Here is an 18,830-nt window from a genome sequence, read left to right as displayed (position 1 = left end):
ATCGCCGGCTGGCAAAAACCCTCTCGCACTCAGGGAAATGCAGCCTTATCACTGGGACAAGACTGGCGAAACAAGGGAGCCCGGGACCGGCAATGAGCGATATCTTTCTGGGGCTTGGCGCCGATGGAAACCGACAGGCGCTGCGGCTGGGCCGTGCCAATCGCCATGGGCTGATCGCCGGCGCGACGGGCACCGGCAAGACGGTGACGCTCCAGACCATTGCCGAGCAGTTTTCCGCGCAAGGCGTGCCGGTGTTCATGGCCGACGTGAAAGGCGACCTTTCGGGAATTTCGATGCCCGGCAGTCCGACCTTCAAGCATGCCGACAAGCTGGAGAGCCGGGCGAAGGAAATCGGTCTTGCCGACTATGCCTATTCCGACAATCCGGCGGTCTTCTGGGACATCTACGGCGAGCAGGGCCATCCGGTCCGCACCACGATTTCCGAAATGGGGCCCTTGCTGCTCGCGCGGCTGATGGATCTCAACGATACGCAGGAAGGCGTGCTCAACATCGTCTTTCGCTATGCCGACGAACAGGGGCTGCTGCTGCTCGACCTTGAGGACCTGCAGTCGATGCTGGCCTATACGGCCGAGAACGCGGCGGACCTCTCGGCGAAGTACGGCAATGTGACCAGGGCCAGCGTCGGCGCGATCCAACGCCAGTTGCTGGCGCTGGACAGCCAGGGGGCGGCGCAGTTCTTCGGCGAACCGGCGCTGGAGATCCAGGACTTCATCCGCTGCGACGATCAGGGCCGCGGCTACATCAATGTGCTGGCCGCCGACCGGCTCATGCGCAGCCCAAAGCTTTACGCGACGTTCCTGCTCTGGCTGCTGTCCGAACTGTTCGAGGCGATGCCCGAAGTCGGCGATCCGGAGAAACCCAAGCTGGTCTTCTTCTTCGACGAGGCGCACCTGCTGTTCGACGATGCCCCCAAGGCCCTGCAGGATACCGTCGAGCAGGTCGTGCGCCTGATCCGCTCGAAGGGCGTGGGCGTCTATTTCGTGACGCAGAACCCGATCGACATTCCCGAGGATATCGCCGGCCAGCTGGGCAACCGCGTCCAGCACGCGCTGCGGGCCTTCACCCCGCGGGACAAGAAGGCGATCAAGGCGGCTGCCGAGACTTTCCGGATCAATCCCGAACTGGACGTCGAGGCTGCGATTACCGAACTCAAGGTCGGTGAAGCGCTGGTCTCGACGCTCGACGAGGAAGGCGCGCCTACCGTCGTCCAGCGTACGCTCATCGCTCCGCCCCGCTCGCGGCTGGGTCCGGTGTCGGAGAAGGAGCGGGCAATCATCCAGTCGATCAGCCCGTGCGAGGGCAAGTACGATACCCGCGTGGATCGCGAGAGCGCCGAAGAAGTGCTTGCCGCAAAAGCCGCCGATGCCGCGGCCACGGCCGAGGAAGTGGCCGAGCAGGGCGAAGCTGAAGTGCGCAAGCGCGAAAGGCGCAGCCCGAGCCTGTGGGACGGTCTGGGCGGCAAGGTCGCCAAGGCCGCTGCCGGTGCGGCCGCCGCCAGCGCCGGTTCGATCCTCGCCCAGACCCTGCAGGGCAAGAAGAGCCGCGCCAACCCCAAGGCGTCCGCCGCCAGCGCGGCCGCGGGCACGATCGGAAGCACGATCGAGAAAGCCATCGGCATCCCGGGAATAGGCCGCTTTGCGCGCAACCTGATCGGTGGCCTGATGCGCTAGCGCGGCGTGGGGAGGGGGCGGTTGTTTCGCACCGTTCCGGCGCTCAGCCGATGGGAATGGCGATTCGAGCGGTCAGGCCTTCGACCTGGCCGTCGGCCGCGTGGCGGTTGGACAGGCTGAGGGCGCCGCCATGTTGCTCGGCGACGGCGCGGGCCAGCGCGAGGCCAAGGCCGGCGCCGCCGGTCAGCGAATTGCGTGAGGGATCGCCGCGCGTGAACGGGTCCATCATCGCATCGATGGTGTCTTCGGGAATGCCCGGCCCCACGTCCTCGATCCGGATGACGGCGAGATTCCCTTCGCGCTTGAGCGAGACATTCGCGTTCTCTCCGTAGCGCAGGGCATTGTCGATCAGGTTGCGCATGGCGCGGCGCAGCCACGTGGGGCGCAGTTCCAGGACAATCCGCTCGCTGTCGCCCAGTTCGACCGGGTTGCCGAGGTCTTCGTATTCCTCGACCACCGAGGCGACCAGTGCGGAAAGTTCGGTGCGTTCGCGCGGGTCGCTGGGCCTGCCGACGCGGGCCAGCGAGAGGATATCGTCCAGCGTGCGCACGATATCCTCGATGGTCATCGCCATGCGGGAACGTTCGGCTTCGTCCTGCACCGATTCGATGCGGACGCGCAGGGCGGCCAGCGGGGTCTTGAGGTCGTGCCCGATGGCACCGAGCATGACGTCCTTTTCATCGAGCATGGCGGCAATGCGCGCTTCCATGGCGTTGTGGGCGACGATCAGCCGGCGCATGTCCTCGGGGCCCGACGGCTCCAACTGGCCATCGGCGTCCTGGGTCATGGAAAAGCGCTCGACCCGATTGGTAAGGGCCGCCAGCGGGCGGGTGATCCGGCGCAGGATCAGCGCCACGGCACCGACCAGCACTACGTAGATGAACAGGGTCTGCAGAACGATCGGCATGAGCAGGATGTTCATGGCGCGCGGCGTACGCACCCTTGCGATCATCCAGTTGTCGCGCTGCTTGGGCCTGACCGCAACGACCAGCAGGTGGTCGTCCATGGACTTGGCGATTTCTTCCGGCTCCAGGTGATGGGCGCGGCCTCGCATCACCATGCCAAGCCGCGCGACCGGGTCCTGTCCGACCGCGCGGTGGACAACGATGACGTCGGAATCGGGAAAATCCTGATCACGCAGGATGTCGCTCAGGCGGTTCTGCGCGCGCTCGTCGCGGATCTCGCCTGCGCCGATAGGCAGACGGGTCGAGAACTCGAGGGGAAAGCCGCGCGGCGCAGGGCCGGCGAAGGGCGCATCCTCCTGCTTTCGCAATTTGCGGGCGACCCATTGCGGGCCGCGGGTTTCGGCGATGAGGCGGAAGGCGGCGGCGTTGAGCATGCCGGTCTCGTAGCCTTCGCGCTGGGCACGATAGACGAGCACGGCACCAAGGCCCTGGACGAGCAGCAGGGCCACGGCGACGGCCAGCAGCATCTGGCCCATCAGGCTGCGGGGCTGGAGGAACTTCATTCAGGGGCGAGCGGTACGCGCTTGACGTCGGTGGCGAGCATATACCCGCCGCCCCACACCGTCTGGATCAGTTGCGGATTGCGGCTGTCGACTTCGATCTTGCGGCGCAGGCGGCTGACCTGGTTGTCCACCGCGCGGTCGAACAGGTGCGCCTCGCGGCCCTGCACCATGTCGAGCAGGCGATCGCGGTTGAGGACCTGGCGCGGATGCTCGAGGAAGGCCATCAGGAGGCGGAACTCTACCGAGGAGATCGCCACGACGGCGCCTTCGGCATCGGTCAGGCGGCGCTTGAGTGGATCGAGGTGCCAGCCTTCGAAGACGAACGCTTCGTTCTCGGCCGGAGCCGCGGGCACGCGCGAGGAACGGCGTAGCACGCTGCGAATGCGGGCAACCAGTTCACGGGGTTCGAAGGGCTTCACGACATAGTCGTCGGCGCCGATTTCGAGCCCGACGATGCGGTCGGTCGCCTCACCGCGCGCGGTCAGGAAGATGACCGGCAGATCCTGCGATTCGACGAGGTGGCGGCACAGCGAGAGGCCATCTTCGCCCGGCATCATGATGTCCAGCAGGACCAGCTCGGGCTTCTCTTCACGCAGGCGGCTGCGCGCTTCTGCGGCGCTGACTGCCTGGCTGACGGCAAACCCCTGGCGCGAGAGGTACTCGGCCAGGGGCTCGCGCAGGGCTGCCTCGTCGTCGACGAGAAGCAGCCTGGGTGGCGCGGTATCGTTCATTGCAATCCTTCTTCCGCGCCGTCAGTTCAGTTGGCGGCGCTCGTCTTCTGCGCCTTCTTCGCCTGCCATTGCGCCTTCATCTTGTCACGCGCGGCCTTGCGTTCTTCCTTGGTGACAGTGCCGTCCTTGTTGGCGTCCATCATGTCGAAGTGCCTGGCGGCGGCGGCCTCGAACTCGTCCTGCGAGATCGCGCCGTCGTTGTTGGTGTCGGCCATCTTCATCATCGCCATGCCGCCGCGGTGCCAGCCACGCTTGTCGCCGCGCTTGCCGTGATGGCCGTCCATTCCATCCATGCCTGGATCGTCCATGCCCGGGCCACCGGGGCCGCGCATGCCGTCATGGCCGGGGTGCCTGGCATCCATGAATTCCTGCTTCGAGATGCTGCCGTCCTTGTTGGCATCCAGCATCTCGAACATGCGGTTCTTCATTTCGGTGCGGCGCTCCTCGCGATCCGTCTGGTCGAGCTTGCCATCCTTGTTGACGTCCATGCGGGCGAACATCGCGGCTGCCATGGCCTGCGACTCGGCGCGGGTCACGACGCCGTCGCCGTCGGTGTCCATCATGGAATTGCCATGGGGCATCTGCGCATAGGCAACGCCGCCGATGGCGAGTGTGGCGGCGGATATCGCAAGCGACACCTTTCCGAACCTGGTCATGAATTCTCTCCTCGCTGCACCCGAAAATGGGGCGAAAGTCGCGGGGCGGGGGAAGGGAGGGGGAAGATCGTGCCCCGCGACTTTCTTGTGTTCCTTCTAGATAGGGCTTGTCGCGCAGTTATGCCGGGACAGGCCATTATTGTCGCCAATTGTCTCAGTTCGCCTTGCCCATTCATAGCCAGGCAAGATTTCAGCGGGGCCGGTGGAGGGTGCCGAGGCCGCAGGTGATGAACAGCGCGGTCGCGGTTCCTGCAATGTCGGCGGTGTGCCAAGTGCCGGCGGGATTGATCGCATATTCGCCCGCGGCGAGAACCTGTGCGCTGGTCGAGCCGTCCTCGCGCTCCTGGATCAGGGTCATTTCACCGGCCGTGCACACAACGACTTCGTCGCCTTCGGGGTGGACCTCCCAAGAAGTCCAGTCGCCGGTGAAATCGTGGAGCGCGACCAGCCGCCCCTCGGCGCCGTCTGCATGGGTGCGCGCGGCATAGGCCTCGTACCATTCGAGGCCGGTAAAGACGGGTTGGGCTACTGCCCGGGCACCGAGCCCGAGATGGATCGGGTTGGTGCGCAGGTCATGCGCTTGAGACATCGGTCATTCTCCCGGCCCTGCCTTCCTTGGGGTGATTTGCAGGACCGGGGGAGTGAAGCAAGCGGCCGCCGCCATGGCAAGCCGTCAAATCCTCAAAGCGGCACGCATTGTTCTTCGAGCCAGGCCTTTGCGCTGCCTTCAAGCTGCGGCCCGACCACTTCGAGAACGCGGGCATGGTAGGCGTTCCACCAGGCCACGTCGTCGCGTGTAAAAAGGGCCCTATCGACCAGGCGGCGCTCGATCGGGACCAGAGTGAGCGTCTCGAAGCCGTAGAATTCGCCTTCCGCGCCGTCGATTGCGCGCGGTTCGACCAGCACGAGGTTCTCGATGCGGATGCCATATTCGCCGGTCTTGTAGTAGCCCGGCTCGTTCGAGATAATCATGCCGGGCATCAGCGACTGGTCGGTTCCGGCCTGGCCGCCCGCGGACTTGGCGATGCGCTGCGGCCCTTCGTGGACCGAGAGGAACGAGCCTACGCCGTGGCCGGTGCCGTGAGCATAGTCGAGCCCGGCGGTCCAGAGGAACTGGCGCGCCAGCACGTCGAGCTGGCTTCCGGCGGTACCTTGCGGGAAAACCGCGCGGGCCAGCGCGATATGGCCCTTGAGGACGCGGGTGAAGCGGTCCCTTACCTCTGCCGGGGGCTCGCCGGGGCCGACCCAGACGGTGCGGGTGATATCGGTCGTGCCGTCCGGGTACTGGCCGCCGGAATCGACGAGATAGACGCTGTTCGGCTCGAGCGTGCGGTTGGTCTCTTCCGAGACGCGGTAATGCACCACTGCGCCGTTGGGACCGGCGCCGGAAATCGTGTCGAACGAAAGGTCGCGCAAGTCGCCGCAGGACTGGCGGAAGGCCTGCAACCGGTCGGCTGCCGTCATTTCGCTGACCGTGCCCTTGGGGGCTTCGAGCGATAGCCAGTGCAGGAACTGCGATACGGCGGCGCCGTCGCGGGCCTGAGCGTCGCGGTGGCCCTGCTGTTCGACCGGGTTCTTGATCGCCTTGGGCAGGACGGTGGGATCGCGTTCCTCGACCACTTCGGCGCCGCCGAGGCGCAGCGTCTCGAAGATTGCGCTGACGGCGCGCTCGGGGTCGACGGCGACGCGCTTGCCGGACAGGCTTTCCAGCCCCGCGACGAACCGGTCGCGCGGCTGGATGCGCACGGCGTTGCCAAGGTGCTGGCGCAGCTCGGGCGTCACCTTCTCCTCGGCGATGAACAGGTCCGCGGTGCCGTCGGCATGGGCGATCACATAGGACAGCGCCACCGGCGTGCGCTCGACGTCGGTACCGCGAATGTTGAGCAGCCAGGCGATCGAATCGAGCGCGGTGATCACCGCTGCATCGAGATGGCGTTCGCCGAGCCATTCGGAAACCGCGCCGCGCTTGGCTTCGCTCGCCTGGCCGGTGAACGCGTCGGGATGGACGAGCGCAGGGGCGGGCGATGGTGCGGGCTGGTCTTCCCAGATGGAATCGATCGGATTGGTTTCGACCGGAGTGACCTTGCCGCCCTTGGCCGCGAGCGCCTTGTCGACCACATCGACCCAGCGCTGGCCGTGCAGCCAGGCGTCGTAGCCGATGTTCGCGCCATGCGGGGCGTGGGTTTCCAGCCACTTGGCGATGCTGGTCTGGGGCACGCTTTCATAAGCGTAGAGGCGCCCGTCGACCTGGTCGCGCACCTGCAGGGTATAGCGGCCGTCGACGAACATGGCCGCCGCCGGTTCCAGCGAGGGATCGGTCAGCACGACTGCGGTTCCGGCCGAGCCGCCGAAGCCGGTCAGCCAGGCGAGGCGCTGGGCATAGGCGCCCACGTACTCGCTCATGTGTTCGTCGGAGATCGGGATGACGAAGCCATCGAGGCCGCGCGACTTGAGTTCCTTGCGCAGCGCATCGAGGCGCGCTTCATGGGTATTCATCAACATGGTTTCGGTATCCGACTTGCGGGGGGCATTGCGCCAACATAGATGCGAGAAATGGCAGATTCCACCCAGACCGTTGCAGGTCCTCCCCAGGCGGCAAAGAAGCCGCATTCCTTCACGTACCACGGGCTGAGCGTCTCCGACGACTACGCCTGGCTGCGCGACCCCGGCTATCCGCAGGTCACCGACAAGGAAGTGCTGGCGCATCTGGAGGCGGAGAACCGCTGGTTCGAGGCGCGAATGGCCGATCGCAAGGGCGCAATCGACACATTGTTCAAGGAAATGCGCGCGCGGATCAAGGAAGCCGACAAGTCGGTGCCGCAGAAGGATGGCGACTGGCACTACTGGATCGAGTTCGAGGAAGGCGCGGAGTACAAGAAGTGGTGGCGCAGGCCCGTGGGCGGCGGCGAGGACCAGTTGATCCTCGACGAAGTCGCGCTGGCCGAGGGCAAGGAATACTTCAGTCTCGGCGCGATCTCGGTCAGCAAGGGCGGCAGATTGTTGGCCTATTCGTTCGATGACAACGGATCGGAGCGCTTCACCGCGCGGATCAAGAACCTCGAGACCGGGGAACTGCTGCCTGACGAGATCCCCGGCACGTTGTCTTCGCTGGTCTGGGTCGGCGATGACAGGGGCCTCGTCTATTCGCTCGCCAACGAACAGTGGCGCACCGACAATGCCCGCCTGCACTGGCTGGGCGATCCGCTCGACAAGGACGTGGAGCTCTACCACGAGAGCGACGACGGCTTTCGCGTCGGCTCCTCGCTATCGTCGAACGAGGACTGGCTGATCATCGGCACCAGCGATCACGAGACGAGCGAGGCGCGGCTGGTGCGGACCGCGGATCCGCTCGGCGAGCAGATCCTCGTCAAACCGCGCAGCAAGGGCGTGGAGTACGATGTCGATGAACGCGAGGGCGTACTCTACATCCATGCCAACGATACGCACGAGAACTTCCGCCTCGCCACGGCGTCGCTGGACAATCCGGGCGAGTGGACGACGCTGATCGAGGGGTCGGACGACTTCTACCTGACCGGCGTCGACCTGTTCCGCGACTTCTACGTGATCGAGGGGCGCCGCGCCGGCCTCGACCAGATCGAGGTCCGCTATTACGACGACCCAGCGCGCGTGGAGCCGATCGTCTTTCCCGAAGCGAGCTATTCGGCGGGCCTTTCGAACAATCCCGAATGGCACATGGATACGCTGCGGCTGAGTTACGAATCGATGGTCAGCCCGGCAACGGTCTATGACTACGACGTGGCAGGGCGCGCGCTCGAGACGCTCAAGGTGCAGGAAATTCCCTCGGGCTACGACGCGTCGCTCTATACGACCGAGCGGCTGGAAATCACCGCGCGCGACGGGACCGCGGTTCCCGTCAGCGTGGTCTATCGCCGCGACCGGACCGGGGCGGGGCCGCTCCACCTTTACGGCTACGGCGCCTATGGCATCGCCATCGAGCCAGGGTTCTCGACCTCGCGTCTCAGCCTTGTCGATCGCGGCTTCGCCTTCGCCATCGCCCATATCCGCGGCGGCGACGATCTCGGCCGTGCCTGGTACAAGGCGGGCAAGCTGGAGCGGCGGACCAACACCTTCAACGACTTCGTCGACGTCGCCAGGGGTCTGGTGGAGCGCGGCTTCACGGCGCCGGGCAAGATCTCGATCTCGGGCGGTTCGGCCGGCGGCGAGCTGATGGGCGCGGTGGTCAATTCCGATCCCGACCTGTTCGGGGCGGTCGTCGCGCACGTGCCCTTCGTCGACGTGCTCAACACCATGCTCGACGAGAGCCTGCCGCTTACGCCGGGCGAATGGCCGGAATGGGGCAATCCGATCGAGGACCGGGCCGCCTTCGAACTGATCCTGAGCTATTCCCCCTATGATCAGGTCAAGCCGCAGGCCTATCCGCCGATCATGGTCACCGCCGGTCTCAACGACCCGCGGGTGACTTACTGGGAGCCGGCCAAGTGGGTCGCGCGGCTGCGCGAGTTGAAGACCGACGGCAACGAACTGATCCTCAAGACCAACATGGGTGCCGGGCACGGCGGCAAGTCGGGCCGGTTCGAAAGCCTGAAGGAAACCGCGGAGGAATTCGCCTTTATCCTGTGGCAGCTCGGAGTGGAGGTTTGAGCGACCGGTTTACCTGCACCTTTACCGCCGAGGCCGAACACATCGACGTGATGGGCCACGTCAACAACGCGGTCTGGGTGCAGTGGATGGAAGCGATTGCGACCGCCCACTGGGAGGCCGATGCGCTGCCCGAGCACCAGGAGCGTTATGCCTGGGTCGTGACCCGCCACGAGATCGACTATCGCGGCAATATCCGCGAAGGCGAAAGCGTGACCGCGGAGACTTTCATTCCCGATGGGCCGAGCGGCGCGCGTTTCGACCGCTGCGTCGACTTTCGCAATGCCAAGGGCAAGGTGATCGTTTCGGCGCGCACGACATGGGCGATGATCGATATTGCCAGCGGCCGGATCATGCGGGTTCCGGCTGAAGTGGTCGACTGCTTCAGCGCAAGTTGACCACGGTCGCGCCGGTCTCGCGCAGGGGCTGCGTGGTCATGACCTCGCGTTCGGTCCGGTTCCGGCCTGCCGCCTTGGCCTCGTAAAGCAGGTGGTCGCAGCGGCTGTAGAGTTCAGAGAACCGCACCGGCGAAGTGCAGGTCACCATGCCCATGCTCGCGGTTACCAGGCGGTCGAGGCCGGGTATCTCGGCGGCGATGCGGGCCGGGATCGACTTGCGGCGGCGTTCCGCGCGTTCGGGACCGTCCTTGCCGCGCAGGAGAAGGAGGAATTCCTCGCCGCCGATGCGCACCGCCAGGGTGTCCTCGTCAGCCCCGAGCGCGACGGCGACCGCCTGCAGCACGGCATCGCCGGTGGCATGGCCCATGGTGTCGTTGATCACCTTGAAGTGATCGAGGTCGAGCAGGGCCATCGTGGCAAAGCCCTCTTCAGTCAGGTCGTCGAAGCGCTCCTCGATTCCGCGCCGGTTGTAGAGGCCGGTCAGCGGGTCGCGCGCAGCCAGACCTTCGAGGATCTTGGTATGGGCCAGTGCATGGTCGCGCTGACGCTTGATCGCCATGAAGCGGTCGGCCACGCCGATCGAGGTGACCACGACTTCGAAGCCGATCGAGATGTGCTGCTCGAGCATCAGTTCGATCGGCACTTCGAACAGGCCGAGGGCGGAAAGGATGCGCAGGGCGCCGGTCAGCATCATCGGCGCCCAGGCGACGATCTGGAACAGGATCGCCCGGCTGCCGCGGCTGGCCGCGGTCATGAAGGCCCATGCGAAGACCAGTATCACAGGGACGTAGCTCGCCAGATACCCCTGGGCCGAGAGCGGCCGGATCGGATCGGCCGCGAAGAGATAGATGTAGCTCCAGGCGATGACCCAGGGCCCCAGCCAGCGCAGCATGGTAACCTGGATACGGTCGAGCTTGCCCGGTTCGATCAGGTCGCTGATGAACAGCGATGCGGTGGTTATCGCCATGCCCCAACTGCCCGCCGACAGGACGCTCAGTTCCATCATCGAGAGCGATAGGAAGCGGTTGATGAGGCCGCTGCTGACGACGGTCTGGATGAGCATGAACAGCACTGCCGCCGCATGCCAGAGCACGAAGCGCTGGCGCAGGACGCGGAAGAACGCGAAGTTCAGGACGAGGGGAACGCACAGCAGGCCGCACAGCCAGGCGATGACCAGCTCCGAGCGTCCGACATCCACGGCCCCGGGGGCAGGGCCGACGCTCGCGGCGGTCAGGACTCCCACGTGGCGGGGCAGGTCGAACTCGGCGACATAGGCGGCGACCGGCTGCGACAGGTTGGGCAGGGGCACGCGCATGAGCCAGTCATCGGTCGCGAAAGCCATGTCATCGCGGCCGAAAGCGAGGCTGCGGATTTCACCGCTGGTGCCGATGGCAGTGACGCGCATGGCCGAAAACAGCGTCAGGCGTGTGGTCAGCACCGGGTTTTCGATGGCCTTGCGCCCGTGCATGTCGAAGCGGACGAAGGATCGCTGGCCGACGATGGAGGCGCCGCCGGGCTGGCAAGTCCAGCGCGAGCGGTCCTGCGCGATCTCGCGGTAGCTCGTTTGCAGCGTTCCGGATGCGAAACAGGTCGAACCGATGGGAAATTCGTGTCCGACAGGCGCAGCCGATGCCAGTCCTGCCCATGCGAGCAGGATCAGGCTCAACAGCAATTTCCAGCGGCTCCGGATCATTCGCAAGGAATGCCGGAGCTCACTGAAAATACGGTTAATTTCTAGTGATTTTTCTTAACTCAGGATGGTTTGCAGCGAGGTGTAGTCGTAGCCCAGTTCGCTGGCGACGGCCTCGTAGGTGATTTGGCCGGCATGGACGTTGAGCCCGTTGGCCAGGTGCGGATCGTCTGCAAGGGCCTGCTTCCAGCCCAGGTTGGCGATGGCCAGGGCGTGGGGCACGGTCACGTTGTTGAGCGCGTAAGTGCTGGTGCGCGCAACGGCGCCCGGCATGTTGGCGACGCAGTAGTGAACGATGCCGTCAACCATGAAGGTCGGCTCGGCATGCGTGGTCGCACGGCTCGTCTCGAAGCAGCCGCCCTGATCGATGGCGACGTCGACGAGCACCGCGCCCGGCTTCATCGTGCCGAGCATCTCGCGGGTGACGAGCTTGGGAGCGGCAGCGCCTGGGATCAGCACCGCGCCGATGACGAGGTCGGCGTCGGCAACGCTCTCGGCGAGGTTGGCTGTGCTCGCGATGCGGGTCTTGGCGCGGGCTTCGAAGTAGATGCCGAGGCGTTCGAGAACGTCGGGGCTACGGTCGAGGATGGTGACGTCGGCACCGAGGCCAACGGCCATCTGCGCGGCGTTGAAGCCGACGACGCCGCCGCCGATGACTGCGACCTTGCCCGGCATCACGCCCGGAACGCCGCCGAGCAGAACGCCGCGGCCGCCGTGGGCCTTCTCCAGCGCGGTGGCGCCGGCCTGGACCGACATGCGACCTGCGACCTGGCTCATCGGCTTGAGCAGGGGCAGCGAATTGCCCGGTCCGGTGACGGTTTCATAGGCAATCGCGGTGACGCCCGACTTCACGAGGTCGGCGGTCTGCTCCGGATCGGGCGCGAGGTGCAGGTAGGTGTAGAGGATCTGGCCTTCGCGCAGCATCGCGCGCTCGACGGCCTGCGGTTCCTTCACCTTTACGACCATCTCGCAACCGGCGAAGATTTCGGCGGCGGTGTCGATAATCTTGGCACCGGCAGCGGCGTAGGCGCTGTCAGCGGCGCCGATGCCGAGACCGGCCGACTTTTCCACCCACACTTCGTGGCCGTTAGCGATAAGCTCGCGGGCGCTCTCAGGGGTGAGGCCGACACGATATTCGTGGTTCTTGATTTCCCGGACGGTACCGACGCGCATGATCCAACTCCAAAAAATACGGTAAACTTGGTGCGATGGAAAATACACCCATTCCCGAGCAACGTTTCACCAAATTTGCCCTTGCGCGGCGGGATCTATGGGACGATATCCCAAACAAGGAAAATTATAGGGAAAATATCCCATGGATAGGGCCGATCGCGCCTTGCTTGCCGCGCTACAGGCGGATTCGTCGCGTTCACTTGCCGATCTGGCCGAACGCGTGAACCTCTCGTCCTCTGCCTGCCACCGGCGCATCCGGTCGCTGGAAGAGCAGGGACTGATCCTCGGTTATGCTGCCCGCGTCGACGCCCGGCGACTCGGCCTGTCGGTGGAAGTCTTCGTCGAAATCACCCTTAACAGCCAGAGCCGGGAGGCGATGGACCGGTTCGAGCGCGCCGTGTGCGACTTCGACGAGATCCTCGAGTGTCATCTGATGTCGGGTGCGGCCGACTACCAGTTGCGCGTCGCTGCGGTCGATCTCGACCACTATGACCGGATCCACCGCGATTGCCTCGCGCGTCTTCCCGGCGTCTCGTCGATGCGCACCAGCTTCTCGCTGCGACGCATCAAGCGCTTCGAGGGATACGCGGTACCCGGCGCCTGACCGGCGCGGGGGCATTCACCGAGTCGGCTGGGTGATGATGCGGTCGCGCGCGACGCGCAAGTCACCGGCTTCGTGCTGAAGCGAGAGGCGCTCCTTGTCGTTCTTGCGATAGTGGCTCTCGGCCTTGTCGATGTCCTCGATCGATAGGCCCAGCCCGTCGAGCGCCGAGCGGGCGAGGACGACGGCGGATTCGATCACTTCGCGGGCCAGGAACTTGACCGGCGCGTCCTTGAGACGCAGCAGCGAGCGACGATCGTAGACGCGGGCATGGATTTGGGCATCGGGGAACGCGTCGTGAACCGCGTGCAGGAAGGCCTCCGTCAGCTGGTCGCCGTCGATGCAGAAGACGATCATCTGCGCATTACCGGCCCCGGCCTGCCGCAGCAGGTCGAGGCGCGTACCATCGCCGAAATAGACCTTGGCCCCGAATGCGCTGGCGCGGTCGATCATCTCGATGTCGTTGTCGATCAGCGTCACCTGGATATCGGCGGTGATCAGGATCTGGGCGACGGTCTGGCCGAAACGCCCGTAGCCGACGACGAGCGCGCTCGCACCGTCTTCGCGCGGAGCCTCGCGCTCCTGCCGGCTTGCCGGAGTTTCGCGAATGCGCCGGGTCGCCATCATCAGGAACGGGGTGGTAATCATCGACAGGGTGACGATGGCGCTGAACAGGCTGGCTGCCTGCGGTTCGATCAGCCACGCATTCTGCGCCTGCGCGAACAGGACGAAGCCGAATTCGCCCCCCTGGCTGAGCAACAGGCCAAGGGCCAGTGCACTGCGCCAGTTCATGCGGAAGGCCAGCGCCAGTGCGAAGATGATCGTCGCCTTGACCGCGATCAGCGCCGTTGCCATGGCCGCGACGAACAGTGGCCGCTCGGCGATGGCGGAAAGGTCGAGCATCATGCCAACCGACATGAAGAACAGACCCAGCAGGATCGAGCGGAACGGCTCGACGTCCGCTTCCAGTTCGTGGCGATAGGGCGAGTCGGCCAGCATGACGCCGGCGATGAAGGCGCCCAGTGCGGTCGAAAGGCCAAGCCACTGCATCAGCGCGGCCGAGGCAATCACCGTGAACAGCGCGGCGAAGACGAACATCTCGCGCTCGCCGAGGTTGCCGATCAGGCGGAACAGCGGACGGATGACGAAACGCCCCGCCGCGATCAGCCCGACGATGGCGGCAACCGTCAGCAGCGCCAGCTGCCAGCCCGGAGGGCCTTCCGGCAGGTTGGGATTGCGGTTCATCGCCGCGATGATCGTGATCAGCGGTATGATCGAGAGATCCTGGAACAGCAGCACTGCAAAGGCGCGTTCGCCGAACGGGGTGTGCAGGCGGCCCGCGCTTTGCAGCATCGGCAGGACCTGCGCCGTCGATGACAGGCCGAGCGGCAGGCCCAGCGCCAGCGAGGCCTCTATGGTGAAGCCGGCAAAGACATGGATTACCGCCGAAACCGCCAGCCCGCACAGTGCGACTTGCAGCAGGCCCAGCCCGAAGATTTCGTGCCGCATGCGCCACAGTCGCCGGGGTGCCAGTTCGAGGCCGACGACGAATAGCAGCAGGGTGATGCCCAGCTCGGCAATGCCGATCTTGCTTTCGGGGTCGCCGATCAGGTCGAGCGCGTAAGGCCCGAGGATCGCTCCGGCGAGCAGGTAACCCAGGGTCGCGCCCAGGCCCAGCCGCCGGAACAGCAGGACGAAGACCAGCGCAGTGCCGAGCAGCAGGAAGCCGTCCCTCAGCAGGAAGTCCTGCGCATGTTGTTCCATCTGGGTCTTTCCGGCAGGTTGGGTGAGAACTGGTTGGGATCTATGTAGTGGCCGGCGCCCGGGAATCTAGCGCCGACTTGCCGTTCGGCGTGCGGTAGGCGTGGTTTGTCGCGGGTGGAAGGCGGATCGGAGGGCTGGGGTGCATGGCTCCACAAGCGCCGGATGAGCGGGCCTCGGGCGGAACGCTTCACAGCGCTGCACCCGGTCACCACACCCCGCCTGCCTTGAGCTGCCCCGCTCACCCCGGGCCTGTCGAAGGGGCAAGACCCCTGCGGCCCACCCGCTTCGCAGTTACAGCGGGTTGCCGTTCTCGTCGCGATAGATGTCGCGGCGGCCGACGTGATTGGCCGGGCCGACGTAACCGTCGTTCTCCATGCGCTCCACCCACTTGGCCGCGGTGTTGTACCCCACGCCCATCTGGCGCTGGAGCCACGAGACCGAAACCTTCTGGTTCTCGAACACGAGCTGGCAGACCTGCAGGTACTTGCGCTCCTCGGGATTGTCCGAGGCGGTGGCGTTGAGATCGTCGAAGCCGAAGCTGCCTTCTTCGGGCTCTTCGGTGACGGCGTCGATGTATTCCGGCTTGCCCTGCGTGCGCCAGAAGTCGGCGACATGTTCGACTTCCTCGTCCGAGACGAAGGGGCCGTGGACGCGTTTGATCGGGTCGGTGTTGGGCTTGTAGAGCATGTCGCCCTTGCCCAGCAGCTGTTCGGCGCCCTGTTCGCCGAGGATCGTGCGGCTGTCGATGCGACTGGTCACGGCAAAGGAAATACGCGTGGGCAGGTTGGCCTTGATGACGCCGGTGATGACGTCGACCGAGGGACGCTGCGTGGCCATGATCAGGTGAATGCCCGCCGCGCGGCTCTTTTGCGAGAGGCGCTGGATCAGCACTTCGATTTCCTTGCCGACGGTGACCATGAGGTCGGCCAGCTCGTCGACGATCAGGACGATCTGCGGCAGCACTTCGTAGTCGAGCTGGTTTTCCTCGTAGAGTTCCTCGCCGGTTTCCGGGTCGAAACCGATCTGGACGCGGCGGCCCAGCGGCTTGCCCTTGGCCGCGGCGGCGCGGACCTTCTCGTTGAAGCTGGCGAGATTGCGCACCGAGATCTCGCTCATCTGGCGATAGCGGCGCTCCATTTCCTCGACTGCCCACTTGAGCGCACGCACCGCCTTGGGCGGTTCGGTGACCACCGGCGAGAGCAGGTGCGGAATGTCGTCGTAGCTCTTGAGTTCGAGGACCTTGGGGTCGACGAGGATCAGGCGGCATTGCGCCGGGGTCATCCGGTAGAGCAGCGAGAGCAGGATGCAGTTGAGGCCTACCGACTTGCCCGAGCCGGTGGTGCCGGCAACGAGCAGGTGGGGCATCGTCGCAAGATCGGCGACGACGGGTTCGCCGGCGATGTCCTTGCCCAGGATGATCGGCAGCATGCCCTTGTGGTGGGCGAAGTTCTCCGAGCCGACCATTTCCTTGAAGGACACCATCTGGCGGTCGGCGTTGGGAAGCTCGATGCCCATCACCGTGCGGCCCGGGATCGAGGAGACGCGCGCGGAGATCGCCGACATGTTGCGGGCGATGTCGTCGGCCAGGCCGATCACGCGGCTGGCCTTGATGCCCGGGGCCGGTTCCAGCTCGTACATGGTGACGACCGGGCCGGTGCGCACGGCGGTAATCTCGCCCTTGACGTTGAAGTCGTCGAGCACGGTTTCCAGCAGGCGCGCGTTGCGCTCGAGGCTGAGCTTGTCGATCTTCGGGCCGGCATTGGCCGGAGGATCGGCGAGGATGTCGAGCGGCGGCAGCTGGTACTGGTCGAACAGGTCCTTCTGCTGGCTGCCGGTGCCCAGCTGCGCCGGGCGAGCGGGCGTCGTCGGATCGACGATCTGGGGAGCCTTGCGGGCCGGCTCGTTGAGCGGCGTGGGGGCGGCAGCGCGCGGGGCGGGCGCTTCGGGCTTGGCCGTCTCGACTTCGGCGTCGGCTTCGCCAGTCGCCTCACGCGCGGCGGTGCGCTTCGCAGGCTTGGGCAGGGCATCGCGAACCTGGCCGATGCGGCCGGGCAGGGTGAGCAGGCGCACCCAGTCGATCGCGAAGACCTTGCCGATCAGCGCGATGCCGCAGGCCAGGAAGACCAGCGCCAGTGCCAGCTTGATCCATCCGTCCACGGCATCGGGCGCGAATCCGGCAATGGCCGTGATCGCCTTGGCTCCGAGCAGGCCGGTGATCCCGCCCCAGGATGCGGGCAGGGTACCGCCCGGCTCGTCGATCCACAGCGAGAGCACCGTTGCGACCAGGATCATGGCGAAGGCGAGCATCCCCACAGGCCGCCACCAGCGCTGGTTGGAATGCTCGATTTCGTTGTCGTCTTCCTCGACCAGCAGCCACAGCTTGCGGGCGAAGACATAGAGCAGGGGCACGAACAGCGCCGAAACCGGCCCGAAGAAGAACAGCGCGCGCTCGGCCACCCATGCGCCGGCGGCCCCCATCCAGTTCTGCACGTCGCCGCCCGCGGCGGTCGAGGCGGATGGGTCGGTCTGGTGATAGCTCAGCAGCGCCAGCGCGAGGAACGCCATGGCCGCGAACAGGACCACCGCACCGCTCAGTTCGGACGCGCGGCGCAGGCTGCGCTTCAAGACTGCGCGCCAGTCCGGCTTGGCGATGCGCCGTCCGGGCGCCATGGGCCGTGTGGCCATTCGGAATTCCCCTGATTACAGGTCGTGATAATGCGCTTCGGCGGGACTCGCCGTCAAGAATGGATCGGGAACGACTTTGTGGGCGATTTTGCAAGTCCCTGAATCGCAGCCCATTTCCTGATCCGGGCAGAGCGTGCCCGATGGGCGTTCATTCCGCCCAAGGCAATGACCGGCACGCCTGAGCGGGCAGCCATGAGGTGAAAACGCACCTGCCCGAGGTGGCGCGCGCCTGGATGCGAGCGGGTCGGGAAGACCGGCGAAATCAGCACGGCATCGGCGCGCGCGCGGTTCGCCTGCGCCAGTTCGCGCAGCGAATGGACTGTGGCGAGGCGCAAGGTGGCGGGGCCGCCCGCAAGCCTTCGCGGCGCACCGTAGGCTCCGTGGGCCTGCCATCGCCCGGCTTCGCGCGGTGTGCCGGAAAGCACGACGACATGCCCGTACCGCCGGGCGATGCGCGCCAGCTCCTCGAAGCGGGTGCGGCGGTGGGCGGGCGGCAGGTGGTAATGGCGAAAGACGAAGCCGGACCCGCGCGGCAGCCGTGAAAGCGCCTGCGGCAACTCCGCGTCGATGCGCTCGTCGCTGATCAGCCATATGTCGGGCAGGTTCACGGAAAGAGGCGGGTAGCGGATCGGCACGCAATCGCTATAGCAGCGGCCCATGGATCAACCAGACCTTACTCCCCTGCAGACCGTCCGGGCCAGGATCGCCCATTCCGCGACGATTGCGCACCGCAAGCCCGGGGCCGTCGAGCTCATCGCCATTTCCAAGACCCACCCGGCCGAGCGGATCGTTCCGCTGATAGAGGAAGGCCAGCGCGTCTTCGGCGAGAACAAGGTGCAGGAAGCGCAGGCCAAGTGGCCCGAGCTGCGCGAACGCTACGAAGGGGTGCAGCTCCACCTCGTCGGGCAGCTGCAGTCGAACAAGGCGGAAGACGCCGTGCAGCTGTTCGACTGCATCCATTCGCTCGATCGTCCCTCGCTGGTGTCGGCGCTCGGCAAGGCGATGGACAAGCTGGGCCGGCAGGTGCCGTGCTTCGTGCAGGTGAACATCGGCGAGGAGGAGCAGAAAGGCGGATGCGCGATTGCCGAGGTGCCGGCGCTGCTGGCTTCCGCGCGCGAAGCGCAGATCCCGGTCGTCGGCCTGATGTGCGTGCCGCCGCTGGGTATCGAGGCGGCGCCGTTCTTCGCGCTGCTCGCCAAGATCGCCGCCGAGAATGGACTGGACCAGCTCAGCATGGGCATGAGCGACGATTTCGAGACCGCGGTTATGCTCGGCGCAACGCACGTACGCGTGGGCAGCGCCCTGTTCGGCGCGCGCGGCTGAACCGGTGAAGTCTTCCCCCTCGCGGGGGAG

The 18,830-nt window shown here is 65.8% G+C and carries 15 protein-coding genes; 5 read left to right on the top strand and 10 right to left on the bottom strand.

Going from position 1 to position 18,830, the window contains the following annotated elements:
• Positions 1–92: 92 nt before the first annotated feature.
• Positions 93–1,691: a helicase HerA-like domain-containing protein gene (locus tag PP1Y_RS23485; protein WP_007012885.1), complete on the top strand. Its 1,599-nt coding sequence runs from the start codon at positions 93–95 to the stop codon at positions 1,689–1,691.
• A 43-nt stretch (positions 1,692–1,734) separates the two neighbouring features.
• On the opposite strand, the gene PP1Y_RS23480 is transcribed toward PP1Y_RS23485, so the two are convergent.
• From PP1Y_RS23480 to PP1Y_RS23460, 5 genes are all read right to left on the bottom strand, one after another.
• Positions 1,735–3,159: an ATP-binding protein gene (locus PP1Y_RS23480; RefSeq protein ID WP_041559139.1), complete on the bottom strand. Its 1,425-nt coding sequence runs from the start codon at positions 3,157–3,159 to the stop codon at positions 1,735–1,737.
• On the bottom strand, positions 3,156–3,890 hold the full coding sequence (locus PP1Y_RS23475) for a response regulator (RefSeq protein ID WP_013834401.1): 735 nt from the start codon (positions 3,888–3,890) through the stop codon (positions 3,156–3,158). The genes PP1Y_RS23480 and PP1Y_RS23475 overlap by 4 nt, the downstream gene beginning before the upstream one ends.
• Positions 3,891–3,916: 26 nt before the next feature.
• Positions 3,917–4,546 (bottom strand): EF-hand domain-containing protein, encoded by a 630-nt coding sequence (locus tag PP1Y_RS23470; RefSeq protein WP_013834400.1) that lies wholly within the window; start codon positions 4,544–4,546, stop codon positions 3,917–3,919.
• Between the two features lie 190 nt (positions 4,547–4,736).
• Positions 4,737–5,135, bottom strand: coding sequence for a cupin domain-containing protein (locus PP1Y_RS23465; RefSeq protein ID WP_013834399.1), 399 nt, complete (start codon positions 5,133–5,135; stop codon positions 4,737–4,739).
• Between the two features lie 92 nt (positions 5,136–5,227).
• Entirely contained in the window at positions 5,228–7,048 is a 1,821-nt protein-coding gene (locus PP1Y_RS23460) for an aminopeptidase P family protein (RefSeq protein ID WP_013834398.1), read from the bottom strand.
• Positions 7,049–7,090: 42 nt separating this feature from the next.
• On the opposite strand from PP1Y_RS23460, the gene PP1Y_RS23455 reads away from it, so the two are divergent.
• Together PP1Y_RS23455 and PP1Y_RS23450 are read left to right on the top strand one after the other, a co-directional pair.
• Complete coding sequence (locus PP1Y_RS23455; RefSeq protein WP_041559138.1) at positions 7,091–9,169, top strand: S9 family peptidase; 2,079 nt, start codon at positions 7,091–7,093, stop codon at positions 9,167–9,169.
• Positions 9,166–9,564, top strand: a complete 399-nt coding sequence (locus PP1Y_RS23450; RefSeq protein WP_007012892.1) for a thioesterase family protein — start codon at positions 9,166–9,168, stop codon at positions 9,562–9,564. The genes PP1Y_RS23455 and PP1Y_RS23450 overlap by 4 nt, the downstream gene beginning before the upstream one ends.
• Here PP1Y_RS23450 and PP1Y_RS23445 read toward each other — a convergent pair.
• The gene (locus PP1Y_RS23445) at positions 9,551–11,230 is read right to left on the bottom strand and encodes a diguanylate cyclase (RefSeq protein WP_232512549.1); all 1,680 of its coding nucleotides are present in this window, start codon (positions 11,228–11,230) and stop codon (positions 9,551–9,553) included. The genes PP1Y_RS23450 and PP1Y_RS23445 overlap by 14 nt on opposite strands.
• An 81-nt stretch (positions 11,231–11,311) precedes the next feature.
• Positions 11,312–12,427, bottom strand: a complete 1,116-nt coding sequence (ald, locus tag PP1Y_RS23440; RefSeq protein WP_013834395.1) for an alanine dehydrogenase — start codon at positions 12,425–12,427, stop codon at positions 11,312–11,314.
• Positions 12,428–12,569: 142 nt separating this feature from the next.
• On the opposite strand from ald, the gene PP1Y_RS23435 reads away from it, so the two are divergent.
• Positions 12,570–13,031, top strand: coding sequence for an Lrp/AsnC family transcriptional regulator (locus tag PP1Y_RS23435; RefSeq protein ID WP_007012896.1), 462 nt, complete (start codon positions 12,570–12,572; stop codon positions 13,029–13,031).
• Between the two features lie 15 nt (positions 13,032–13,046).
• Here the strand turns inward: PP1Y_RS23435 and PP1Y_RS23430 are convergent, their stop codons facing one another.
• The 3 genes from PP1Y_RS23430 to PP1Y_RS23420 all read right to left on the bottom strand — a co-directional run bounded on the left by PP1Y_RS23430 (position 13,047) and on the right by PP1Y_RS23420 (position 18,136).
• Positions 13,047–14,792 carry a cation:proton antiporter gene (locus PP1Y_RS23430; protein WP_013834394.1) on the bottom strand — a complete coding sequence of 582 codons (1,746 nt, stop codon included), beginning with the start codon at positions 14,790–14,792 and terminating at the stop codon, positions 13,047–13,049.
• A 291-nt stretch (positions 14,793–15,083) separates the two neighbouring features.
• Positions 15,084–17,477 carry a DNA translocase FtsK 4TM domain-containing protein gene (locus PP1Y_RS23425; protein WP_013834393.1) on the bottom strand — a complete coding sequence of 798 codons (2,394 nt, stop codon included), beginning with the start codon at positions 17,475–17,477 and terminating at the stop codon, positions 15,084–15,086.
• A 53-nt stretch (positions 17,478–17,530) separates the two neighbouring features.
• Positions 17,531–18,136, bottom strand: coding sequence for a thiamine phosphate synthase (locus PP1Y_RS23420; protein ID WP_051010102.1), 606 nt, complete (start codon positions 18,134–18,136; stop codon positions 17,531–17,533).
• On the opposite strand from PP1Y_RS23420, the gene PP1Y_RS23415 reads away from it, so the two are divergent.
• Positions 18,135–18,800, top strand: a complete 666-nt coding sequence (locus PP1Y_RS23415) for a YggS family pyridoxal phosphate-dependent enzyme (protein WP_013834392.1) — start codon at positions 18,135–18,137, stop codon at positions 18,798–18,800. The genes PP1Y_RS23420 and PP1Y_RS23415 overlap by 2 nt on opposite strands.
• The last annotated feature ends 30 nt before the right edge of the window (positions 18,801–18,830 follow it).

The sequence above is a fragment of the Novosphingobium sp. PP1Y genome (genome assembly GCF_000253255.1).
Classification (GTDB): domain Bacteria; phylum Pseudomonadota; class Alphaproteobacteria; order Sphingomonadales; family Sphingomonadaceae; genus Novosphingobium.
The sequence above is the reverse complement of the archived record's forward strand: the minus strand, read 5'-3'. Positions and strand labels throughout refer to the sequence as shown.

What these genes read in the sequence shown, in the direction of transcription:
- PP1Y_RS23435 (WP_007012896.1), top strand. Translation starts at nt 12,570, where the DNA reads ATGGATAGGGCCGATCGCGCCTTGCTTGCCGCGCTACAGGCGGATTCG.
- PP1Y_RS23460 (WP_013834398.1), bottom strand. Translation starts at nt 7,048, where the DNA reads ATGTTGATGAATACCCATGAAGCGCGCCTCGATGCGCTGCGCAAGGAA.
- PP1Y_RS23470 (WP_013834400.1), bottom strand. Translation starts at nt 4,546, where the DNA reads ATGACCAGGTTCGGAAAGGTGTCGCTTGCGATATCCGCCGCCACACTC.
- PP1Y_RS23485 (WP_007012885.1), top strand. Translation starts at nt 93, where the DNA reads ATGAGCGATATCTTTCTGGGGCTTGGCGCCGATGGAAACCGACAGGCG.
- ald (WP_013834395.1), bottom strand. Translation starts at nt 12,427, where the DNA reads ATGCGCGTCGGTACCGTCCGGGAAATCAAGAACCACGAATATCGTGTC.
- PP1Y_RS23420 (WP_051010102.1), bottom strand. Translation starts at nt 18,136, where the DNA reads ATGGGCCGCTGCTATAGCGATTGCGTGCCGATCCGCTACCCGCCTCTT.
- PP1Y_RS23425 (WP_013834393.1), bottom strand. Translation starts at nt 17,477, where the DNA reads ATGGCCACACGGCCCATGGCGCCCGGACGGCGCATCGCCAAGCCGGAC.
- PP1Y_RS23465 (WP_013834399.1), bottom strand. Translation starts at nt 5,135, where the DNA reads ATGTCTCAAGCGCATGACCTGCGCACCAACCCGATCCATCTCGGGCTC.
- PP1Y_RS23475 (WP_013834401.1), bottom strand. Translation starts at nt 3,890, where the DNA reads ATGAACGATACCGCGCCACCCAGGCTGCTTCTCGTCGACGACGAGGCA.
- PP1Y_RS23455 (WP_041559138.1), top strand. Translation starts at nt 7,091, where the DNA reads ATGCGAGAAATGGCAGATTCCACCCAGACCGTTGCAGGTCCTCCCCAG.
- PP1Y_RS23415 (WP_013834392.1), top strand. Translation starts at nt 18,135, where the DNA reads ATGGATCAACCAGACCTTACTCCCCTGCAGACCGTCCGGGCCAGGATC.
- PP1Y_RS23430 (WP_013834394.1), bottom strand. Translation starts at nt 14,792, where the DNA reads ATGGAACAACATGCGCAGGACTTCCTGCTGAGGGACGGCTTCCTGCTG.
- PP1Y_RS23480 (WP_041559139.1), bottom strand. Translation starts at nt 3,159, where the DNA reads ATGAAGTTCCTCCAGCCCCGCAGCCTGATGGGCCAGATGCTGCTGGCC.